This is a genomic window from Mycobacterium sp. NGS39 (assembly GCF_059812765.1).
Window position 1 is genome coordinate 121,497 of the sequence record NZ_JCALDH010000008.1, and the last position, 17,447, is coordinate 138,943.

The window sequence follows — 17,447 nt, forward strand, 5'->3', positions numbered from 1 at the left end:
TTCAGTCGCGGACCGCCGTGACGGCAACGCTGTTTCGCATGGGCGCGGTCGAGTCGTCGGTGGCCATCTTGCGGCCGTACTTGGCGAACACCTCGGCCCGCGTCTCGGTCGACACCCGCCAGCCCAGCCCGGCGAGGTAGTCGGTGGCCGGGGTGCGGTCCTCGTGATACATCAGCTCCGAGAGGTCGAGGTCGAAGCCGCGCTCGCGAAATCTGCGCGCCATCTCCTTCTGCCGCTCGGCGATCGCCGACGGGCCGTCCGGGTGGTACTCGGTGGCCAGCCGGCTACCCGCGGCGCTCAACGCGGTGATGTTGTCGAACAGCCGGTCCTGTGCGTCAGGCGGCAGGTAGGCCAGCAACCCCTCGGCGCTCCACGCCGTCGGGCGCGTTTGGTCAAATCCGTTGGCCCGCAATGCCGCCGGCCAGTCGTCGCGCAGGTCGACGGCGACGGTCCGGTGCTCGACGGGCGGCTCGGCGCCGAGCTCGGCCAGCGTGCGGGTCTTGAAGTCGATGACCGCCGGCTGGTCGATCTCGAACACGACGGTGCCAGCCGGCCAGGGCAGCCGGTAGGCGCGGGAGTCCAGACCGGAGGCCAGGATCACGACCTGCCGGATGCCGGCGTCGCCGGAGTCTGGGCCCGATGTCGCCGCCGAAACGGCTTCGACGAAGAAGTCGTCGAAGAACTTGGTCCGCACTGCCATGACCTCGATGATCGGCAGCGTGTCCTGCGGCTCATCCGGGTCGTCGGCCAACGAGATCTCGCCGTCGAGGGCCTTGACGAAGAAATCGATGCCGACCGCCCGCACCAGCGGCTCGGCGAACGGGTCGGTAATTAGCGGATCGGGTGCCCGGCTCGCCATCGCCCGCGCCGCGGCGACCATCGTCGCGGTCGCGCCCACGCTGGACGCCAGGTCCCAGGTGTCGTTGTCGGTGCGTGCCATTGCGTGTCCTCTACTTCAGGGTGGCGTCGACGTAGAGCAGTTCACCAAAACTCGGTACATAGTCGTTGGGCGGCAGCCCGTAGCGCACGAACAGCTCCGAGGCGGTCGCGCCCGTCGTCTCCCAGCCGTGTGCGGCCAGATATGCCGGCGCCGGGGTGCGCTCGCCGATGTACACCAGATCGGCCAGGTTGATGTCGAAGCCGTGCCGCTGCCAGCGTTCCGACGCCGTGCGCATCCGCTTCTCGATCTCGGCTCGGTCCAGGGCGCCGGGGTTGGCCGCCGTCTCGGTGGCGAACCGGCTGCCTGAAGCGCTGAGTGCGGTGACGTCGTCGAGCAGCCGGTCCTGCGCGTCGGGTGGCAGGTAGCCCAGCAGTCCCTCGGCGATCCAGGCCGCCGGCCGGTCCGGGTCGAACCCGGCGTCGCGCAGCGCGCCCGGCCAGTCGTTGCGCAGGTCGACCGCGAGGGCGCGGCGATCGGCCGTCGGCTCGGCGCCGAGCCCGGCGAGCGTGCGTGTCTTGAAGTCGACGACTGCGGGCTGGTCGATCTCGAACACGACGGTGGCCGCCGGCCACGGTAGCCGGTAGGCGCGCGAGTCCAGGCCGGAGGCGAGGATGACGGCCTGGCGGATGCCGGCGTCGCCGGCCTGGAGGAAGAAATCGTCGAAGAACTTGGTGCGCACCGCGATCCCGTCGACGAAGCGCCGCGCGCCCGTCTCCGCGTCGTCGTCGACCTCGGCGAATGTGACCACGCCGGTGGCCAGCTTGGTGAAGACGTCAACGCCGACGGCCGACACCAACGGCTCCGCAAACGGGTCGCTGATCAGCGGGCGCTCGGCCCGGCTCGCCGCGGCACGGGCCGCCGCGACCATCGTGGCGGTGACGCCCACGCTGGACGCAAGGTCCCAGGTGTCGTTGTCGGTCCGTGGCATCGGGCTCCTCATTACTTAGCTGATGTAACTGTACGCCGCTTTTCTGGGCGCCCTCTTCAGCGCACTGACGGCAGTGCGCAACTGTTAGTCTCGTAGACTGTTTGTCGCCTGACATCCGCCTGGGGCGGGGATCGGCGCGACCCGCAAGAACCTGACAGACCCGACCAACCCGACGCTGGTGATAACCAGCTCATTGCATGCCGCCGACGCTCGGCTGCGCAGGAGGAAGAGTGCTTTCGGCTTTCATCTCGTCACTGCGGACAGCCGACCTGCGAAACAAGATCCTGTTCACGCTGGGAATCCTGTTGCTGTACCGGCTCGGCGCCTCGCTGCCGTCGCCGGGGGTCAACTACCAGAACGTCGACAAGTGCATCAACGAGCTGGCCGGCGGTGACAACGCCCAGATCTACTCGCTGATCAACCTGTTCTCCGGTGGTGCGCTGCTGCAGCTGTCGGTGTTCGCGGTGGGCGTGATGCCCTACATCACCGCCAGCATCATCGTGCAGCTGCTCACCGTGGTGATCCCGCGGTTCGAGGAGCTGCGCAAAGAGGGCCAGTCCGGCCAGACGAAGATGACGCAGTACACGCGCTACCTGGCGATCGCGCTGGCCATGCTGCAGGCGGGCGGCATCGTCGCGTTCGCGGGCAGCGGCAACCTGCTGCAAGGCTGTTCGGTGGGCCACGAGATCATCGCCGACCAGTCGATCTTCACGCTGGTGGTGATCACGTTGGTGATCACGGCCGGCGCCGCGCTGGTGATGTGGATGGGCGAGCTGATCACCGAGCGGGGCATCGGCAACGGCATGTCGCTGCTGATCTTCGCCGGCATCGCGGCGCGCATCCCGGCCGAAGGCAAGAGCATCCTCGACTCGCGCGGCCCCGGAATCTTCGCCGCGGTGTGCGTGGCCGCGCTGGTGATCATCATCGGCGTGGTGTTCGTCGAGCAGGGCCAGCGCCGCATCCCGGTGCAGTACGCCAAGCGCATGGTCGGCCGGCGCATGTACGGCGGCACCTCCACGTACCTGCCGCTGAAGGTCAACCAGGCCGGCGTCATCCCGGTGATCTTCGCGTCGTCGCTGATCTACATCCCGCACCTGGTCACCCAGATCGTGCGCAGTCGCAGCGCCACACCGGGCACCAGCTGGTGGGAGAAGTTCGTCGGAAGCTATCTCGCCGACCCCAGCAACCCTGCCTACATCGCGATCTACTTCGGCCTGATCGTGTTTTTCACGTACTTCTACGTGTCGATCACATTCAACCCGGATGAGCGAGCCGACGAGATGAAGAAGTTCGGTGGCTTCATCCCCGGCATCCGACCCGGCCGTCCGACCGCCGATTACCTGCGCTACGTGCTCAACCGCATCACGCTGCCCGGGTCGATCTATCTGGGCGTCATCGCGGTCCTGCCCAACCTGTTCCTCGAGATCGGCAGCGGCGGCGGCGCGCAGAACCTGCCGTTCGGCGGGACCGCGGTTCTGATCTTGATCGGCGTCGGGTTGGATACGGTCAAACAGATCGAAAGCCAACTGATGCAGCGCAACTATGAAGGATTCCTGAAGTGAGACTCGTTCTGCTCGGCCCGCCGGGCGCCGGTAAAGGGACGCAGGCGGCCAAGCTGGCCGAGAAGTTCGGGATCCCGCAGATCTCCACGGGCGACCTGTTCCGCAGCAACATCAGCGAGGGCACCGAGCTCGGGCTGGAGGCCAAACGGTACCTCGACGCCGGCGACCTGGTGCCCTCGGAGCTGACCAACGCCCTGGTAGAAAAACGCATCGACGAACCCGACGCCGCCGAGGGGTTCATCCTGGACGGCTACCCGCGCTCCGTGGAGCAGGCGGAGGCGCTCACCCGGATGCTGGCCGACCGCGGCACCAAGCTGGACGCGGTGCTGGAATTCCGGGTCTGCGAGGAAGAGCTGCTCAAGCGGCTCAAGGACCGCGGCCGCGCCGACGACACCGAAGAGATCATCCACAACCGGATGAAGGTCTACCGCGACGAGACGGCACCGCTGCTGGAGTACTACGACGGCACCGTGAAGGCCGTCGACGCGGTCGGCACCATGGACGAGGTCTTCGCCAGGGCGTTGCGCGCCCTCGGTAAGTGACGTGATCGCGCTGCCGGGACTGCGCAATCGCAAGGTCGTCCCGCAACGCAGCGCGGGTGAACTCGACGCGATGGCCGCTGCCGGGTCGCTGGTGGCGGCCGCACTTCGTGCCGTGCAGGCGGCCGCTGGGCCGGGAGTGTCGACGCACGAACTCGACCAGATCGCCGAAGCGGTGATCCGCGACGGCGGCGGCATCCCGTCGTTCCTGGGCTACCACGGCTATCCGGCCACCATCTGCTCGTCGGTGAACAATCGCGTGGTGCACGGCATTCCGTCGACGACCGAGATCCTGGCCGAGGGCGATCTGGTGTCGATCGACTGCGGTGCGATCGTCGACGGCTGGCACGGTGACGCCGCCGTGACGTTCGGCGTGGGTGAGCTGACTGCCGTCGACGCCGCGCTCTCCCAGGCCACCCGGGAGTCGCTGGAAGCCGGGATCGCCGCGATGGTGCCGGGCAACCGGCTCACCGATGTGTCGCATGCCGTGGAGCAGGCCACCCACGCCGCCGAGGCGCGCTACGACCGCGCGTTCGGCATCGTCGAGGGTTACGGCGGCCACGGCATCGGCCGGCGCATGCACATGGATCCGTTCCTGCCCAACGAGGGCGCGCCGGGCCGCGGGCCGTACCTGGCGTCCGGGTCGGTGCTGGCCATCGAGCCGATGCTGACGTTGGGCACCACCAAGACCGTCATCCTCGACGACCAGTGGACCGTCGTGACCGCCGACGGCTCGCGTGCGGCGCACTGGGAGCACACCGTGGCCGCCACCGACGACGGGCCGCGTATCCTGACGCTCTAGCGCGCTGTAGCAGCGCCCGCCGGCTGCCCGAGGCGAATCGCTGAAAACCCCACGAGCTGCGCATTCGTGGGCCTATGAATGAACCGGAATACCGCCAACGTCGTGTCACAGACGGAGGTTGGTAATGGACGACCCAGAAGCCGCCATGATGCGGGCGCTCTACGACGAGCACGCCGCGGCGCTGTGGCGTTACGCCTTGCGGCTGACTGGGGACAGGGCTCGTGCGGAGGACGTGGTGCAAGAGACGCTGCTGCGGGCGTGGCGTCATCCCGAGGTGACCGGAGACGCCGAGCGATCGGCGCGGGCATGGCTGTTCACGGTCGCGCGTAACCTCGTCATCGACGAGCGGCGCAGCGCGCGGTACCGCAGCGAGTCGAGCAGCCCCGACATCCAGAACCTGCCCGACCGTGCCGGGCCCGACGAGGTGGATTCCGCGCTGGACCGGCTGCTTTTGGCCACCGCGCTCAGCCAGCTCACCGATGAACACCGTGCGGTGATCCGGCGGGCCTACTACCAGGGCTGGAGCACCGCCCAAATCGCGACGGACTTACAGATAGCGGAGGGCACCGTGAAATCCCGCCTTCACTACGCCGTGCGGGCGTTGCGGCTCAATCTGCAGGAAATGGGGGTGACACGGTGACGCAATTCGGGTTTCCCCAAGGCGACGTAGCCGACGGCGACCGCTACGTGACGTGGGACGCCGCCTACGTCCTCGGTTCGCTGTCCAGCAACGACCGTCGTGAATACGAGGCGCACCTGGAAACCTGCGAACGCTGTCGCGCTGCCGTCGCGGAAATCAGCGGCATTCCGGCTCTGCTGGCCAAGCTGGATCTCGACGACGTCCGCGCGCTCGACGACGCGCAACCCGAGCCGCCGCTGCGGCCCGAGGTCCTCGACTCGGTGCTGGACAAGGTGCGCTGGCGGCGCAGGCGTTCGCGCTGGCTCACCTCCGCGGCGGTGGGGCTGGCGGCCGCGCTGCTCGCGGTGGCGGTGATGATCGCGATCCGGCCCGACACGGTGGGATCGCAGAACGACTCTCCGCAGACCACCGCCCAGGGCCTGGAGATGAAGCATGTGTCCGATACGACGATCAACGCCAGCATCACGATGACCTCGTTCAGCTGGGGCACCCGCATCGACATGGCCTGCTCCTACGGCGACTGGGGCAACAGCGGCAGCACCGAACCGCAGACTCTGGGGATGGTGGTCGTGGGCCGCGACGGCAGTCGCACACAGGTTGCGACATGGCTCGGGCTATCCGGCGCGACGGCGCTGCCGAGTGCCAACACTCCGCTGCCGAAGGACGAAATCGCTGCGGTGCAACTGGTTTCGGCCGACAACGATCGCGTTCTGCTCGAAAGCCGGCTGTGATCCTGTTCACGCCGTGAACCCAGCGCCCTGACGGGTCGTGTACTTGTCAGGCGCTACGCAAGGCAGGTGGGTTCATGGCAAGGCAGTACCGGGTGGTCGACCACATCGTCGAACACCTCGCCGCCATCGGGATCACCCACCTCTTCGGCGTCGACGGCGCGAACATCGAAGACCTCTACGACGCCGCGCATTTCCGGCCGGACATCACCGCAGTGCCGGCCAAGCACGAGTTCTCGGCAGCCACCATGGCCGACGGCTACAGCCGCAGCGGCGCAGGCTTGGGCGTGGTGGCGGCCACCTCCGGCGGCGGCTCGCTGAACGTGGTGCCCGGGCTGGGCGAGGCGCTGGCCAGCCGGGTTCCTGTGCTGGCCCTGATCGGGCAGCCGCCCACGGCGCTCGACGGCCGCGGCAGCTTCCAGGACACCAGCGGCCGCAACGGCGCCTTGGACGCACACGCTCTGTTCTCGGCGGTGTCGGTGTACTGCGAGCGGGTCACCACGCCCGCGGACATCATGCCCGCGTTGACCCGTGCGATCGCCGCGGCCCGCACCGGCGGTCCGGCAGTTCTGTTGCTGCCCAAGGACATTCAGCAGGCCAAGATCAACTGCACACCGCCGGGCGATCCGGGCTTGCACCACCAGATCGGCGATCCGCATCCGATCGCGCGCGCGTTGCGCCGTGCGGTCGGGCCGGTGACCATCATCGCCGGCGAGCAGGTGGCCCGCGACGACGCCCGCGCCGAACTCGAACAGCTGCGCGCGGTGCTGCGGGCGCGGGTCGCCACGGTGCCCGACGCCAAAGACACGGCAGGCGTTCCCGGGCTCGGCTCGTCGTCAGCTCTCGGGGTGACCGGCGTGATGGGGCACCCGGGTGTCGCCGACGCGGTGGCGCGCAGCGGGCTGTGCCTGCTGGTGGGCACCAGGCTGTCGGTCACCTCCCGCGCGGGACTCGACGACGTGCTGGCGTCGGTTCCCACAGTCTCGCTGGGCTCGGCGCCGCCATACCTGCCGTGCACGCACGTGCACACCGACGACTTGCGCGGCTCGCTGACGCTGCTCACCTTGGCGCTGGCCGGCTCCGGCAGGCCGGCGGGAATCCGCGTGCCGGATTCCGTTGGGCGCAGCGAACTCTCGCCGCCCCCGTACGACGGACCCGGTATCCGGTACCGCGACGCGATGGCCGTCCTGGACAAGGCACTGCCCGTCGGCGTCGACGTGGTCGTCGACGCCGGCAACACCGGCGCCGCGGCGATCCACTACCTGCCGGTCCGTCGCGACGGACGGTTCCTGGTGGCGCTGGGCATGGGCGGAATGGGCTACAGCTTCGGCGCGGGTATCGGCATGGCCTTCGCTCGACGCCGCCGGACCGTGGTGATCGCCGGCGACGGCTCGTTCTTCATGCACGGCATGGAGATTCACACCGCCCTGCAATACGGGCTGCCGGTGACGCTGGTGTTGTTCAACAACAATGCGCACGCGATGTGCGTGACCCGCGAACAGCTGTTCTACGACGACCTCTACAGCTACAACAGGTTTCGGCCGGCCAACCTCGGGGCTGGCCTGGCCGCGATGTTTCCCGAGCTGCCTTCCGTCGACGTGGCCGACACCGCCCACTTCGCCGATGCTGTGCGCGCCGCGCTGAGCGTCGACGGGCCGTCGGTGGTGAGCGTGGAATGCGCCGCCGACGAGATCCCGCCGTTCGCGCCGTTCCTCACCGCCGGCGCATCCAAAGCCCAAGGCGTCAACAATCATTCGATCCCGAAGGAGAATCCCCGCGATGTCGTTGCCAGCACTTGAGGACATCACCTCGCATCACCTTGCCGAAACCGGTGCCGCTGGCCCCATCGAGGGCCTGATCCGGATCGAGACCACTCCCAAAGAGAAGGCCACCCCGCTGATCATGGAACAGATGCGGTCGGTCTACCCGCACGACATGGTGTTCGGCGAATACTGCACCGTGAACGACTACATCGACTGCCCGCCCGGCGAGCTGTTCGACTACATGGCCGACACCCGCAGCCTCGAAGAGTGGACCTACAGCCTGCGGGGCTTCGCCCCGACCGAGGAACCGGGCCTGTGGATCGCACACGACAAACTCGGAGCAGCCACCGAATCTCAGCCTGGCAGTGCGATTTTCACTCGCACTGTGGCCAACTCGCAAGCGCGTACCGTCGACTATCACTGCGCGTGGGACCAGGGCAAGCACCTGTGGATGATCTACCTGATGCGCATCGTCGACGCGCAGCTGGTGTTCGACAAACCAGGCTCGGTGGTGTTGTGGACCAACTGCCATCACCCGTTCTACGACAAGAATCCCTATCCGGAGACCGCGCCGCCGAAGCGGCCGGTGTGGGTGGGCGATTTCTGGGACATGTTCGGACCCGGGCATCTGCTCGAGCTCAAGAACCTCAAGGCGATTGCCGAATACCGCCACCACAACGGCCTGCCGGTGACCCCGGACTGGATGAGATGAGGATCCGATGAGCAGTATTCCCGTCAGCCTGGTCGACGTGTCGACGTACCTTCCCGGGGCGCCGATACCCGCCGATTACTACGCGCAGTTCGCCGAATCGGACGACTTGCGCGACAACGTGATGTTCCGGGCGCCCAAGTTCCGTCATCACGTCGGTAAGGACGAGACCGCGACCGACATGATCGAGCAGGCCGCCGCCGGACTGATCGCCCGCCACGGCGAAGACGCAGTCACCGGCGCAGACGTGTTGCTGACGCACACGCAGCTGCCCGACATCCCCGTCTTCGGCTGCGGCAGCAGCGTCGCCGATCGCCTCGGTATGCGCCCGGAGTGGGTCTTCGACCTGCACAACGGCGGATGCGCGGTGTTCGTGCTGATGATCAAGCTCGCGCGTCAGCTGCTGACCTCGGGCGCAGGGCGTTCCGCGCTGCTGTGCATCGCGCAGAATTCGGCCGGAAAGGTGTTCGACCAAGAGAAGGTCCGCACGAAGGCGCAGGCAGCGGTTCCCGGAGACGGCGCGGCGGTCGCGTTGGTGACGGTGTCGGACTCGTCGCCCGTGCTCGACGTCGAGTGCCGCACGTATGGCGAGTATTCGGCCGACATGACGATCTCCTTCGACGTGCCGCGCAGGTGGTGGGAAGCCGGTCCGGGACAGGGCAGCGTCGGCTTTACGGAAGGCAAGATCACCAAGGTGCTGGCGCGGGGCAACCGGCTGGTGCCCGAGGTGTCCTACGCAGTCTGCGACCGAATCGGCCTGCAGCCCAAACAGATCGACGTGCTGGTGACGAACCAGCCCAACCGGGCGTTCCTGCGCAACTGGCGCGAAGCGCTCGAGCTGCCGCGAGAGCGGCACGTGGACACGTTCGATCAGTGCGGCAATCTCTTCGGTGCCGGTATTCCGGTGAACCTGGACCGGGCGATCTCCGACGGCCGGCTCGAGGAAGGCGACGTGGTGATGATGTCGGGGTTCGCCCACGCCGGTGACTTCGCCGGTGCTGCGGCAGTGCGGTGGGGCGGCCGGGGCTGATGGCGTTTCCACAGCACGAGACCACCGTCGCCGAGGTCGTCGGGGCGCTGCCCGACGCTGTCGACCCATATGCGTTGTCGCTCAACGAGAATCCGTTCCCCCCGCTGCCCGCCGTGCGCGCCGCTCTCGTGAAGGCAATCGACGTTGCGAACCGCTATCCGGAGTTTCTGCCGCTGCAGCTGCGCAGCCTGATCGCGGGCCGGGTGCATGTCCGGGAGGACCAGGTAGTGCTCGGTGCGGGTGCGACGGGCGTGGTGTTGCAGCTGCTGCAGGCCGTGACGCGGCCCGGCGACAAGATCGCGATGACGTCACCGACGTTCGACGGCTACCCGATCTTCGCGCAGATGGCGCGACTCGTGTCGGTGCCCGTGCCGCTGGATCCGCACGGGCATCATGACCTCGACGCGCTCGCCGACGCGGCGCGCACCGCGAAGGTGGTCGTGCTGTGCCGGCCACACAACCCGTCGGGAACGCTGGAGCCGGCAGCCGACGTGGTGAGGTTTCTGCGGCGCGTGCCGCCGGACACCCTGGTGCTGCTCGACGAGGCCTACGTCGAATTCGTCGCACCCGAACACCGCCTCGACGCACCGGCGCTGGTGCGGGAGTTCCCGAATGTGTTTGTGCTGCGGACCTTTTCGAAAGCGTATGGGCTCGCCGGACTGCGCATCGGATACGGGTTCGGCGCACCCGAGCTGGCCAAGCAGCTGTGGACGCTACAGCTGCCGTTCGGCGTCGGCATCACCAGCGCGGTCGCGGTGGCAGCTTCCTATGATGCGGAAAACCAACTGCGCCAACGCATCCGGTTCATCTCGGCCGAGCGGTGCTATCTGCAGCGGCGGCTCCGGGCGCTGGGCGTATACAGCTATGACGCGCATGCGAACTTCGTGTACCTGCCCGCCCGCGGCGGACGCAGCTGGCGCGAGGCGTTCGACGGGGCCGGTGTGCGGGCCCGGCACTACGCCGACGGGGGAGTGCGGGTGACGGTCGGGGGGCGTGCGTCAACCCGCGCGGTGCTGGCCGCCGTGTCCGCCGATACCTCGTCGCATGACGCGACGCACGAGTAGAGCGACCGTGGCTACGTGTCGACGACCGCCGGTGTGCGGTATGAAGAGGCGTGCCTTCGCAGAAGCGCGATCCGATCGCCCAAGCGCGCGCCAACTGGCAGCGCGCCGGGTGGGGTGACGTCGCCGACGGAATGGTGGCGGTCACGTCGGTGATGCGGGCGCACCAGATCCTGCTGGCCCGGGTCGAAAACGCGTTGCGCCCCTATGATCTGAGCTTCTCCCGGTTCGAGCTGCTGCGTCTGCTGGCGTTCAGCCGCACCGGCGCACTGCCGATCGGCAAGGCATCAGACCTGCTTCAGGTGCACGTAACCAGCGTGACCCATGCGATCCGGCGGCTGGAGGCAGCCGGGCTGGTCGAGCGGGTGCCGCATCCCACCGACGGGCGCACCACGCTGGTCCGGATCACTGCGCTGGGCCGCTCGAGGGTCGAAGAGGCGACAGTCACGCTCAACAAGGAGGTTTTCGCCGACCTCGGGATGTCGCCTGCGGAGTCGCAGGCGCTCTCCGCGTCGATCGAGACGCTGCGCCGCCACGCCGGCGACTTCTAGGCGGGTGTCGGGAGCGGGATCGTCGCGGTGACTGCGGTTCCGGCGCCGGGCCGCGACCGGATGTTGAGCCGGCCGCCGACGATCTCCGCCCGTTCGGCCATCGACAGCAGCCCGTAGCCGCCCATCTCGTCGCTGCCCAGCGGATTCTCGAACGTGTCGAACCCGACGCCGTCGTCGACGATCTCCAGCCGCGCGACCCCGTCCTCTACGGCGAACGTCAGCCTGGCGGTGCTGGCCTTCGCATGCTTGACCACGTTCTGCAGGCACTCCTGCGCGATGCGGTACAGAGCCAGCTCGATGTGGTCGGGCAGCCGGGTGTTGTCCAGGTGCACGTCGAGGTCGATCTGGGGGATCGACCGGGCCAGGCTGGCCAGCCCGCCGGCCAGGCCGAGGTCGTCGAGCACCGGCGGTCGCAGACCTCCGATCGCCGCTCGGGCCTCCTGCAGCGTCAGATCGGCGAGCTCTCGCGCCTTCTCCAGCTGCTCGGCGACCGCGTCGGAGTCGTTGCCGACGGCGCGCTGCGCGGCGTCGAGGCGGTACGACAGCGTGATCAGCCGCTGGCTGATGCCGTCGTGGATGTCCGCGGCCAGCCGGCGGCGCTCCAGCTCCTGCGCCTCGATCACCTGCTCGACGAAGTTCTCGTGCGCGCGTTCGCGGGCCACCAGCTGGCGGTGCAGCCGCGCCTGGTGCAGTGCCCCCGCGATGAGCCGGCCGATCACCAGCAGCAGCTGCACATCGCGGTCGGTGAACTCACGCCGCGCGACCGTGTGCACGTTCAACACGCCGACCAGCCCGCCAGGGTCGGTCTCCATGGGCACCGAGACCATCGACGTGAAGTCGCGGCCGCGCAGCGACTGGAACGGCAGGTAGCGCGGATCGGATTCTTTGTTCTCGGTGATCACCACCGGTTCGCGATGGCTGGCCACCCATCCGGAGATACCGGACCCCAGCGGCAGCCTGATCTTGCCGACCTGGCTGTCGAACGGCGGCGTCGCGCCGGTCAGCGTCAACGACTGGTTGGTGTCGTCGAGCACGTGCACGAAGCACACGTCGGTGCCGGTGGCGTCGGTGATCATCCGGGCCGCGGCCGCAGCCAGCGGTTCCACGCCCGGGCCGCTGGATGCCGCCTGGATCAGTTCCCGCAGCAGTGCCAGTTCACGGTCGGCCCCCAACTTGTACCGGCCGAGGTCGCGGACCGCCCGGGGCCGCGTCATTGGTAGATACCTTCGCGCAGTGCGGTGGCCACCGCGCCGGTGCGGTCGCTGACGCCGAGCTTGCGGTAGATCGACCGCAGATGGCTTTTGACGGTCTCGTCGCCGATCACCAGCTTGTTGGCGATGCCGCGGTTGGACAATCCGCTGACGACGTATGACAGGATCTCGCTCTCGCGCTGGGTCAAGCCGTGGCGCGCGCCGGGCCAGAACTCGTCACGCTGCATGCGTGCGGCGGTGTCGACGGCGCGCGCGGCCATGCCGGGGTCGATCGCGGTTTCGCCTTTGTGGACGAATTCGAGTTGGCGGACGAGCTCGTCGCTGCTGATGCTCTTCAGCAGGTAACCCGACGCCCCGACCCGCAGCGCCTGGAAGAGGTATTGCTCGTCGTCGTAGACCGACAGCATCACGACCTTGCGGTCGGGGTCTTTGCTGCGCAGCGTCTGGCACAGGTCGAGCCCGCTGGAGCCCTGCATGCGCACGTCGCACAGCACGATGTCCGGGCGGAGCTCGTCGATCACGGGCAGCGCACGCTCGGCGCCCACGGCCTGGCCGACGACTTCGACGCGGTCGGCGAACGCGGCCAGCATCGCCTTGAGGCCTTCGATCACCATCTCGTGATCGTCGACCAGGACGATGCGCACCGGTGCCGAAGGCTCTGTGCCGTCACGCATGCGAAAACAATAGAGCCGGGGGAGTGGCAACCGCCTGCACAATCCCCCTTGCGGGGGATGTCGCGGCGGCCCGGCCGTCACATCCTGATGACATGCCGGGCCAGACTCTTGCAGCGAGGTCGTTCTGGTGGGACCGATCCACCGACGTCGACGTGGACCCATTGGCCGCGGTGATCTTCGACCTCGATGCGATGGCCGAACTCGGTGACGACGGCGAGCTGGCACCGCGGCCTGGTCTGATCGACTTGGTGATGAGTTTGTTCGTCGCCGGCGTGTGGGTCGGAGTTGTCAGCACGAAGCGTCGGGCCGAGGTGGGGCCGCTGGTGCGTGACCTGGTCGGGGACGGGCTCGTCGAGACGATCGTCACGATCGACGACATCGACTCCAGTGCGGAATCGGCTCTCTACGAATCGGCGCTGTGGGAGTTCGGCATCGGGCCCGGCAGTGCGCTGGCTGTGGTCGGTCCATCGGGCCGCACCGCCGCCGCCGACGCCGGCCTGGCCGCGGTGTCGGCGGATTTCGACGATCTCGACAGTGCGGCCGCTTGCGAACGGGTTCACCGCCGCAGCTGGACCACGCAAAAGCGAGCCGCCTGACTCGCCAGCCTCCCGGCTGTGCATTTTCGGACGCGCTGATCGGCGTGTCCCGTGCGAAACCGCACACTCGGCGAGGGGCTAGGTGCCGCGCAGCATCTCGATCACCGCACTGAAGTCCTTGACGGCGTTGGCCGCGGCGGACCTGACGAACTCGGCGTAGATCTCGGCAGCATGGCTGCCCAGCGGCGCCGCCGAACCCGTCGAGCGCACCGCGTCCATCGCCAAGCCCAGGTCCTTGTTCATCAGCGCGGCGGCGAACCCTGGCTTGAAGTCGTTGTTGGCCGGCGACGTCGGGACCGGGCCTGGCACAGGGCAATTGGTATGCACCGCCCAGCAGTTTCCGGTGGCGCCGGTGATCACGTCGAACAGCGACTGCGCCGAGAGCCCCAGCTTCTCGGCGAGCACGAACGCTTCGCCGATCGCGATTTGCTGCACCGCCAGGACCATGTTGTTGCACAACTTGGCGGCCTGGCCCGTGCCAGACGGTCCGCAGTGAATGATCTTGCCCGCCAACGGCTCGAGCACCGGCCGGGCGCGTGCCACAGCGTCGTCCTCGCCGCCGACCATGAACGCCAGCGTGCCCGCCGTCGCGCCCTTGACCCCGCCGGAAACCGGGGCGTCCAGTTGCGCGAAGCCGCGCTCGACGGCTTGCGCGTGAATCGTGCGGGCGTCGTCGACCGAGATCGTCGACGTGTCGATCAACAGCGCACCCGGCTTCGCGGCGGGGAGAACCTCTGCGTAGCAAGCCTTTACGACCTCACCGTTGGGCAGCGAGGTGACCACTACCTCGGCGTCCGCGACAGCAGAGGCGCCGTTGTCGAACACCTGCGCGCCCTTGTCGGCGGCGGCAGATTTCAGCGCGGGCACCGGGTCGAAGCCGTGCACGGTATACCCGGCCGCCACCAGATTCGCCGCCATCGGGCCGCCCATGTTGCCCAGGCCGAGGAACGCAATCGTCGTCATCAGTTCTGCCCCTTTACCCGAGCGGCCTCAGCGCGCCCGACGACCACTCGCATGATTTCGTTGGTGCCTTCGAGGATGCGGTGCACACGCAGGTCTCGGACGATTTTCTCCAGACCGTACTCGCGCAGATAGCCGTACCCGCCGTGCAGTTGCAGCGCCTGGTCGGCCACCTCGTAGCACGCATCGGTGACGTAGCGTTTGGCCATCGCGCACAGTGCGACCTTGTCCGGCTCGTCGTCGTCGAGCGCAGTTGCCGCACGCCACAACAACATTCGCGACGACTCCAGGGCAGTGGCCATGTCGGCCAGCGTGAACCGGATCGTGGGCTCGTCGAGCAGGCTGGTGCCGAACGCGTCACGGTCGCGCACGTAGGCGGCGGCCTTGTCGTAGGCGGCCTGCGCGCCGCCCAGAGAGCACGCTGCGATGTTGATCCGGCCACCGTTGAGCCCGTTCATCGCGATCCCGAAGCCGGTGCCCTCGCCGTCGGCGCCGCCGAGCATCGCGTCCGCCGGCACCCGCACCCCGTCCATGATCACTTGCGCCGTCGGCTGTGCGTGCCAGCCCATCTTCTGTTCCTGCGCACCGAAACTCAGCCCGGGCGTGCCGTTTTCGACGATGAACGCCGAGATGCCGCGCGGGCCTTCACCTCCGGTGCGGGCCATCACCACGTAGACGTCGGATCTGCCGGCTCCGGAGATGAACTGCTTGACGCCGTCGAGAACATAGTCGGACCCGTCGCGGACCGCCCGGGTGCGCAACGCGGCAGCGTCGGACCCGGCCGATGGCTCGGTGAGGCAGTAGCTGGCGACGGCCTCCATCGACGCCAGCCGCGGAACCCACGTCTTGCGTTGTTCGCGAGTGCCGTAGCGGTCGACCATCCACGCGCACATGTTGTGGATCGACAGGAATGCGGCGGTGGTGGGATCGGCCATCGCCAGTTGTTCGAAGATCCGCACCGCGTCCAGCCGGCGTAGTCCGCTACCGCCGACGTCCTCGCTGCAGTAGATCGCCGCCATCCCCAGTTCGGCGGCTTCGCGTAGCTCGGCGAGCGGGAAGTGGTCGGTGGCGTCCCACTCCAGCGCATGTGGCGCAAGGCGTTTGGCGGCGAACGCCGCGGCCGTCTGGATGATGACGCGCTCGTCGTCGTCGAGGCGGAACACGGCGCTATTTCATGGCGGGGATCACGAACTCGGCACCGTCCTTGATCCCCGACGGCCAGCGTGAGGTCACCGTCTTGACTTTGGTGTAGAACTGGATCGACGCCGGACCGTGCTGGTTCAGGTCGCCGAAACCCGAACGCTTCCAGCCGCCGAACGTGTGGTAGGCCACCGGAACAGGGATCGGTACGTTGACCCCCACCATGCCCACCTGCACGCGGGACACGAAGTCGCGCGCGGTGTCGCCGTCGCGGGTGAAAACCGCGACGCCGTTGCCGTATTCGTGCTCGCTCGGCAGCCGCAGTGCCTCCTCGTAGTCGTGCGCGCGCACGATGCACAGCACCGGTCCGAAGATCTCGTCGGTGTAGATCGACATGTCCGGGGTGACGTGATCGAACAGCGTGGGCCCGATGAAGTAGCCGCCCTCGAGGTTCGCGTCGCCGAATTGCAGGTCGTCGCTGGCCCGTTCGCGACCGTCGATCACGGCTTCCGCGCCGGCGTCGACGCCCTGCTGGATGTAGTCCTTCACCCGGTTCAGCGCGGCCTCGGTGACCAGTGGGCCGTAGTCGGCCTTGGGATCGAGGCTGTGGCCGACGCGCAGGTTGTTGATCCGGTCGATCAGCCTGGCGCGCAACCGTTCTGCGGTCTGCTCACCCACCGGCACCGCGACCGAGATCGCCATGCACCGCTCACCGGCGCTGCCGTAGCCGGCGCCGATCAGCGCGTCGACGGCCTGGTCGAGGTCGGCGTCGGGCATCACGATCATGTGGTTTTTGGCGCCGCCGAAGCACTGCGCGCGCTTGCCGTGCGAGGCCGCGCCGGCGTAGATGTACTGCGCGATGTCGGAGCTGCCGACGAACCCGACGGCCTTGATGTCGGGATGGGCCAGGATCGCGTCGACGGCCTCCTTGTCGCCGTGCACCACCTGGAAGACGCCCTTGGGCAGGCCGGCTTGCTCGAACAGCTCGGCGAGCCGCACCGGCACCGAGGGGTCACGCTCAGATGGCTTGAGAATGAACGCGTTTCCGCATGCCAGGGCGGGGCCCGCTTTCCACAGCGGGATCATCGCGGGGAAGTTGAACGGGGTGATGCCGGCGACGACGCCGAGTGGCTGACGGATCGAGTACACGTCGATGCCGGAGCCCGCCCCCTCGGTGTACTCGCCCTTCAGCAAATGCGGGATGCCGACGGTGAATTCGATGACCTCGATGCCGCGCTGGATGTCACCGCGCGAGTCGGCGAGCGTCTTGCCGTGCTCGAGGGAGAGCAGCTCGGCCAGTTCGTCCATGCTCTGGTTGACCAGGTCGATGAACTTCATCATCACACGGGCCCGGCGCTGAGGATTCCACGCCGCCCACTGTTTCTGCGCCTCGACCGCGATGGCGACCGCGGCGTCGACATCGCCCGCCGTTCCCATCGGCACCTGCGCCTGCACCTGTCCCGTATTCGGGTTGTAGACGTCGGCCGTGCGCTTCGACTGACCCAGCGTGCGCTGGCCGTCGATGAAATGCGGAATCTGAGTCGTCATGAGAGGCCCCGTGGAATCGGCGAAGATGATTACTAGGACATCCTAGTAAGCGGCAGGCCTCGGCT

18 protein-coding genes are annotated in these 17,447 nt (G+C 67.9%); 11 read left to right on the forward strand and 7 right to left on the reverse strand.

Annotation, left to right across the window (positions count from 1 at the left end; all coding sequences use genetic code 11):
• Position 1 precedes the first annotated feature (1 nt).
• A complete protein-coding gene (locus tag AC5Y39_RS13175) occupies positions 2 to 940 on the reverse strand; it encodes a class I SAM-dependent methyltransferase (protein ID WP_500020184.1) in 939 nt (312 codons plus the stop codon).
• A gap of 10 nt (positions 941 to 950) precedes the next feature.
• Positions 951 to 1,868, reverse strand: coding sequence for an SAM-dependent methyltransferase (locus AC5Y39_RS13180; protein WP_500020182.1), 918 nt, complete (start codon positions 1,866 to 1,868; stop codon positions 951 to 953).
• 230 nt (positions 1,869 to 2,098) lie between these two features.
• Here AC5Y39_RS13180 and secY point away from each other — a divergent pair, with 230 nt between their 5' ends.
• From secY to AC5Y39_RS13230, 10 genes are all read left to right on the forward strand, one after another.
• On the forward strand, positions 2,099 to 3,430 hold the full coding sequence (gene secY / locus AC5Y39_RS13185; RefSeq protein WP_500020180.1) for a preprotein translocase subunit SecY: 1,332 nt from the start codon (positions 2,099 to 2,101) through the stop codon (positions 3,428 to 3,430).
• Positions 3,427 to 3,972: an adenylate kinase gene (locus AC5Y39_RS13190; protein ID WP_499912215.1), complete on the forward strand. Its 546-nt coding sequence runs from the start codon at positions 3,427 to 3,429 to the stop codon at positions 3,970 to 3,972. The genes secY and AC5Y39_RS13190 overlap by 4 nt, the downstream gene beginning before the upstream one ends.
• A 1-nt stretch (position 3,973) precedes the next feature.
• The gene (gene map / locus AC5Y39_RS13195) at positions 3,974 to 4,771 is read left to right on the forward strand and encodes a type I methionyl aminopeptidase (RefSeq protein WP_500020178.1); all 798 of its coding nucleotides are present in this window, start codon (positions 3,974 to 3,976) and stop codon (positions 4,769 to 4,771) included.
• Between the two features lie 124 nt (positions 4,772 to 4,895).
• On the forward strand, positions 4,896 to 5,411 hold the full coding sequence (locus AC5Y39_RS13200) for a sigma-70 family RNA polymerase sigma factor (protein WP_499951865.1): 516 nt from the start codon (positions 4,896 to 4,898) through the stop codon (positions 5,409 to 5,411).
• Positions 5,408 to 6,142 (forward strand): anti-sigma factor family protein, encoded by a 735-nt coding sequence (locus tag AC5Y39_RS13205; protein WP_500020176.1) that lies wholly within the window; start codon positions 5,408 to 5,410, stop codon positions 6,140 to 6,142. Before AC5Y39_RS13200 ends, AC5Y39_RS13205 begins: the two co-directional genes overlap by 4 nt.
• Before the next feature lie 74 nt (positions 6,143 to 6,216).
• Positions 6,217 to 7,938 carry a thiamine pyrophosphate-binding protein gene (locus AC5Y39_RS13210; protein WP_500020174.1) on the forward strand — a complete coding sequence of 574 codons (1,722 nt, stop codon included), beginning with the start codon at positions 6,217 to 6,219 and terminating at the stop codon, positions 7,936 to 7,938.
• A complete protein-coding gene (locus tag AC5Y39_RS13215) occupies positions 7,919 to 8,614 on the forward strand; it encodes an SRPBCC family protein (RefSeq protein ID WP_500020172.1) in 696 nt (231 codons plus the stop codon). The genes AC5Y39_RS13210 and AC5Y39_RS13215 overlap by 20 nt, the downstream gene beginning before the upstream one ends.
• Before the next feature lie 7 nt (positions 8,615 to 8,621).
• Complete coding sequence (locus AC5Y39_RS13220) at positions 8,622 to 9,641, forward strand: 3-oxoacyl-ACP synthase III family protein (RefSeq protein WP_500020170.1); 1,020 nt, start codon at positions 8,622 to 8,624, stop codon at positions 9,639 to 9,641.
• On the forward strand, positions 9,641 to 10,705 hold the full coding sequence (locus AC5Y39_RS13225; RefSeq protein WP_500020168.1) for a pyridoxal phosphate-dependent aminotransferase: 1,065 nt from the start codon (positions 9,641 to 9,643) through the stop codon (positions 10,703 to 10,705). Before AC5Y39_RS13220 ends, AC5Y39_RS13225 begins: the two co-directional genes overlap by 1 nt.
• Before the next feature lie 50 nt (positions 10,706 to 10,755).
• Positions 10,756 to 11,253, forward strand: a complete 498-nt coding sequence (locus AC5Y39_RS13230; protein WP_500020166.1) for a MarR family winged helix-turn-helix transcriptional regulator — start codon at positions 10,756 to 10,758, stop codon at positions 11,251 to 11,253.
• On the opposite strand, the gene AC5Y39_RS13235 is transcribed toward AC5Y39_RS13230, so the two are convergent.
• Together AC5Y39_RS13235 and AC5Y39_RS13240 are read right to left on the reverse strand one after the other, a co-directional pair.
• Positions 11,250 to 12,467, reverse strand: a complete 1,218-nt coding sequence (locus AC5Y39_RS13235) for a GAF domain-containing sensor histidine kinase (RefSeq protein ID WP_500020164.1) — start codon at positions 12,465 to 12,467, stop codon at positions 11,250 to 11,252. The genes AC5Y39_RS13230 and AC5Y39_RS13235 overlap by 4 nt on opposite strands.
• The gene (locus tag AC5Y39_RS13240; protein WP_500020162.1) at positions 12,464 to 13,138 is read right to left on the reverse strand and encodes a response regulator; all 675 of its coding nucleotides are present in this window, start codon (positions 13,136 to 13,138) and stop codon (positions 12,464 to 12,466) included. The genes AC5Y39_RS13235 and AC5Y39_RS13240 overlap by 4 nt, the downstream gene beginning before the upstream one ends.
• Before the next feature lie 92 nt (positions 13,139 to 13,230).
• Between AC5Y39_RS13240 and AC5Y39_RS13245 the strand changes: the two genes are divergently transcribed.
• The gene (locus AC5Y39_RS13245; RefSeq protein WP_500020160.1) at positions 13,231 to 13,734 is read left to right on the forward strand and encodes an HAD family hydrolase; all 504 of its coding nucleotides are present in this window, start codon (positions 13,231 to 13,233) and stop codon (positions 13,732 to 13,734) included.
• Between the two features lie 78 nt (positions 13,735 to 13,812).
• Here the strand turns inward: AC5Y39_RS13245 and mmsB are convergent, their stop codons facing one another.
• From mmsB to AC5Y39_RS13260, 3 genes are read right to left on the reverse strand one after another with little or no spacing between them, the layout of a single operon-like run.
• Positions 13,813 to 14,697 carry a 3-hydroxyisobutyrate dehydrogenase gene (mmsB, locus tag AC5Y39_RS13250; protein WP_500020158.1) on the reverse strand — a complete coding sequence of 295 codons (885 nt, stop codon included), beginning with the start codon at positions 14,695 to 14,697 and terminating at the stop codon, positions 13,813 to 13,815.
• Positions 14,697 to 15,857 carry an acyl-CoA dehydrogenase family protein gene (locus tag AC5Y39_RS13255; protein WP_500020156.1) on the reverse strand — a complete coding sequence of 387 codons (1,161 nt, stop codon included), beginning with the start codon at positions 15,855 to 15,857 and terminating at the stop codon, positions 14,697 to 14,699. Before AC5Y39_RS13255 ends, mmsB begins: the two co-directional genes overlap by 1 nt.
• Before the next feature lie 4 nt (positions 15,858 to 15,861).
• Positions 15,862 to 17,382 (reverse strand): CoA-acylating methylmalonate-semialdehyde dehydrogenase, encoded by a 1,521-nt coding sequence (locus tag AC5Y39_RS13260; RefSeq protein ID WP_500020154.1) that lies wholly within the window; start codon positions 17,380 to 17,382, stop codon positions 15,862 to 15,864.
• Positions 17,383 to 17,447 lie beyond the last annotated feature (65 nt).

Bases quoted from the DNA above. Each gene is read 5' to 3' on its own strand.
- AC5Y39_RS13175 (WP_500020184.1), bottom strand. From the start codon at position 940: ATGGCACGCACCGACAACGACACCTGGGACCTGGCGTCCAGCGTGGGC.
- AC5Y39_RS13180 (WP_500020182.1), bottom strand. From the start codon at position 1,868: ATGCCACGGACCGACAACGACACCTGGGACCTTGCGTCCAGCGTGGGC.
- AC5Y39_RS13200 (WP_499951865.1), top strand. From the start codon at position 4,896: ATGGACGACCCAGAAGCCGCCATGATGCGGGCGCTCTACGACGAGCAC.
- AC5Y39_RS13210 (WP_500020174.1), top strand. From the start codon at position 6,217: ATGGCAAGGCAGTACCGGGTGGTCGACCACATCGTCGAACACCTCGCC.
- AC5Y39_RS13215 (WP_500020172.1), top strand. From the start codon at position 7,919: ATGTCGTTGCCAGCACTTGAGGACATCACCTCGCATCACCTTGCCGAA.
- AC5Y39_RS13220 (WP_500020170.1), top strand. From the start codon at position 8,622: ATGAGCAGTATTCCCGTCAGCCTGGTCGACGTGTCGACGTACCTTCCC.
- AC5Y39_RS13225 (WP_500020168.1), top strand. From the start codon at position 9,641: ATGGCGTTTCCACAGCACGAGACCACCGTCGCCGAGGTCGTCGGGGCG.
- AC5Y39_RS13235 (WP_500020164.1), bottom strand. From the start codon at position 12,467: ATGACGCGGCCCCGGGCGGTCCGCGACCTCGGCCGGTACAAGTTGGGG.
- AC5Y39_RS13240 (WP_500020162.1), bottom strand. From the start codon at position 13,138: ATGCGTGACGGCACAGAGCCTTCGGCACCGGTGCGCATCGTCCTGGTC.
- AC5Y39_RS13245 (WP_500020160.1), top strand. From the start codon at position 13,231: ATGCCGGGCCAGACTCTTGCAGCGAGGTCGTTCTGGTGGGACCGATCC.
- mmsB (WP_500020158.1), bottom strand. From the start codon at position 14,697: ATGACGACGATTGCGTTCCTCGGCCTGGGCAACATGGGCGGCCCGATG.
- AC5Y39_RS13260 (WP_500020154.1), bottom strand. From the start codon at position 17,382: ATGACGACTCAGATTCCGCATTTCATCGACGGCCAGCGCACGCTGGGT.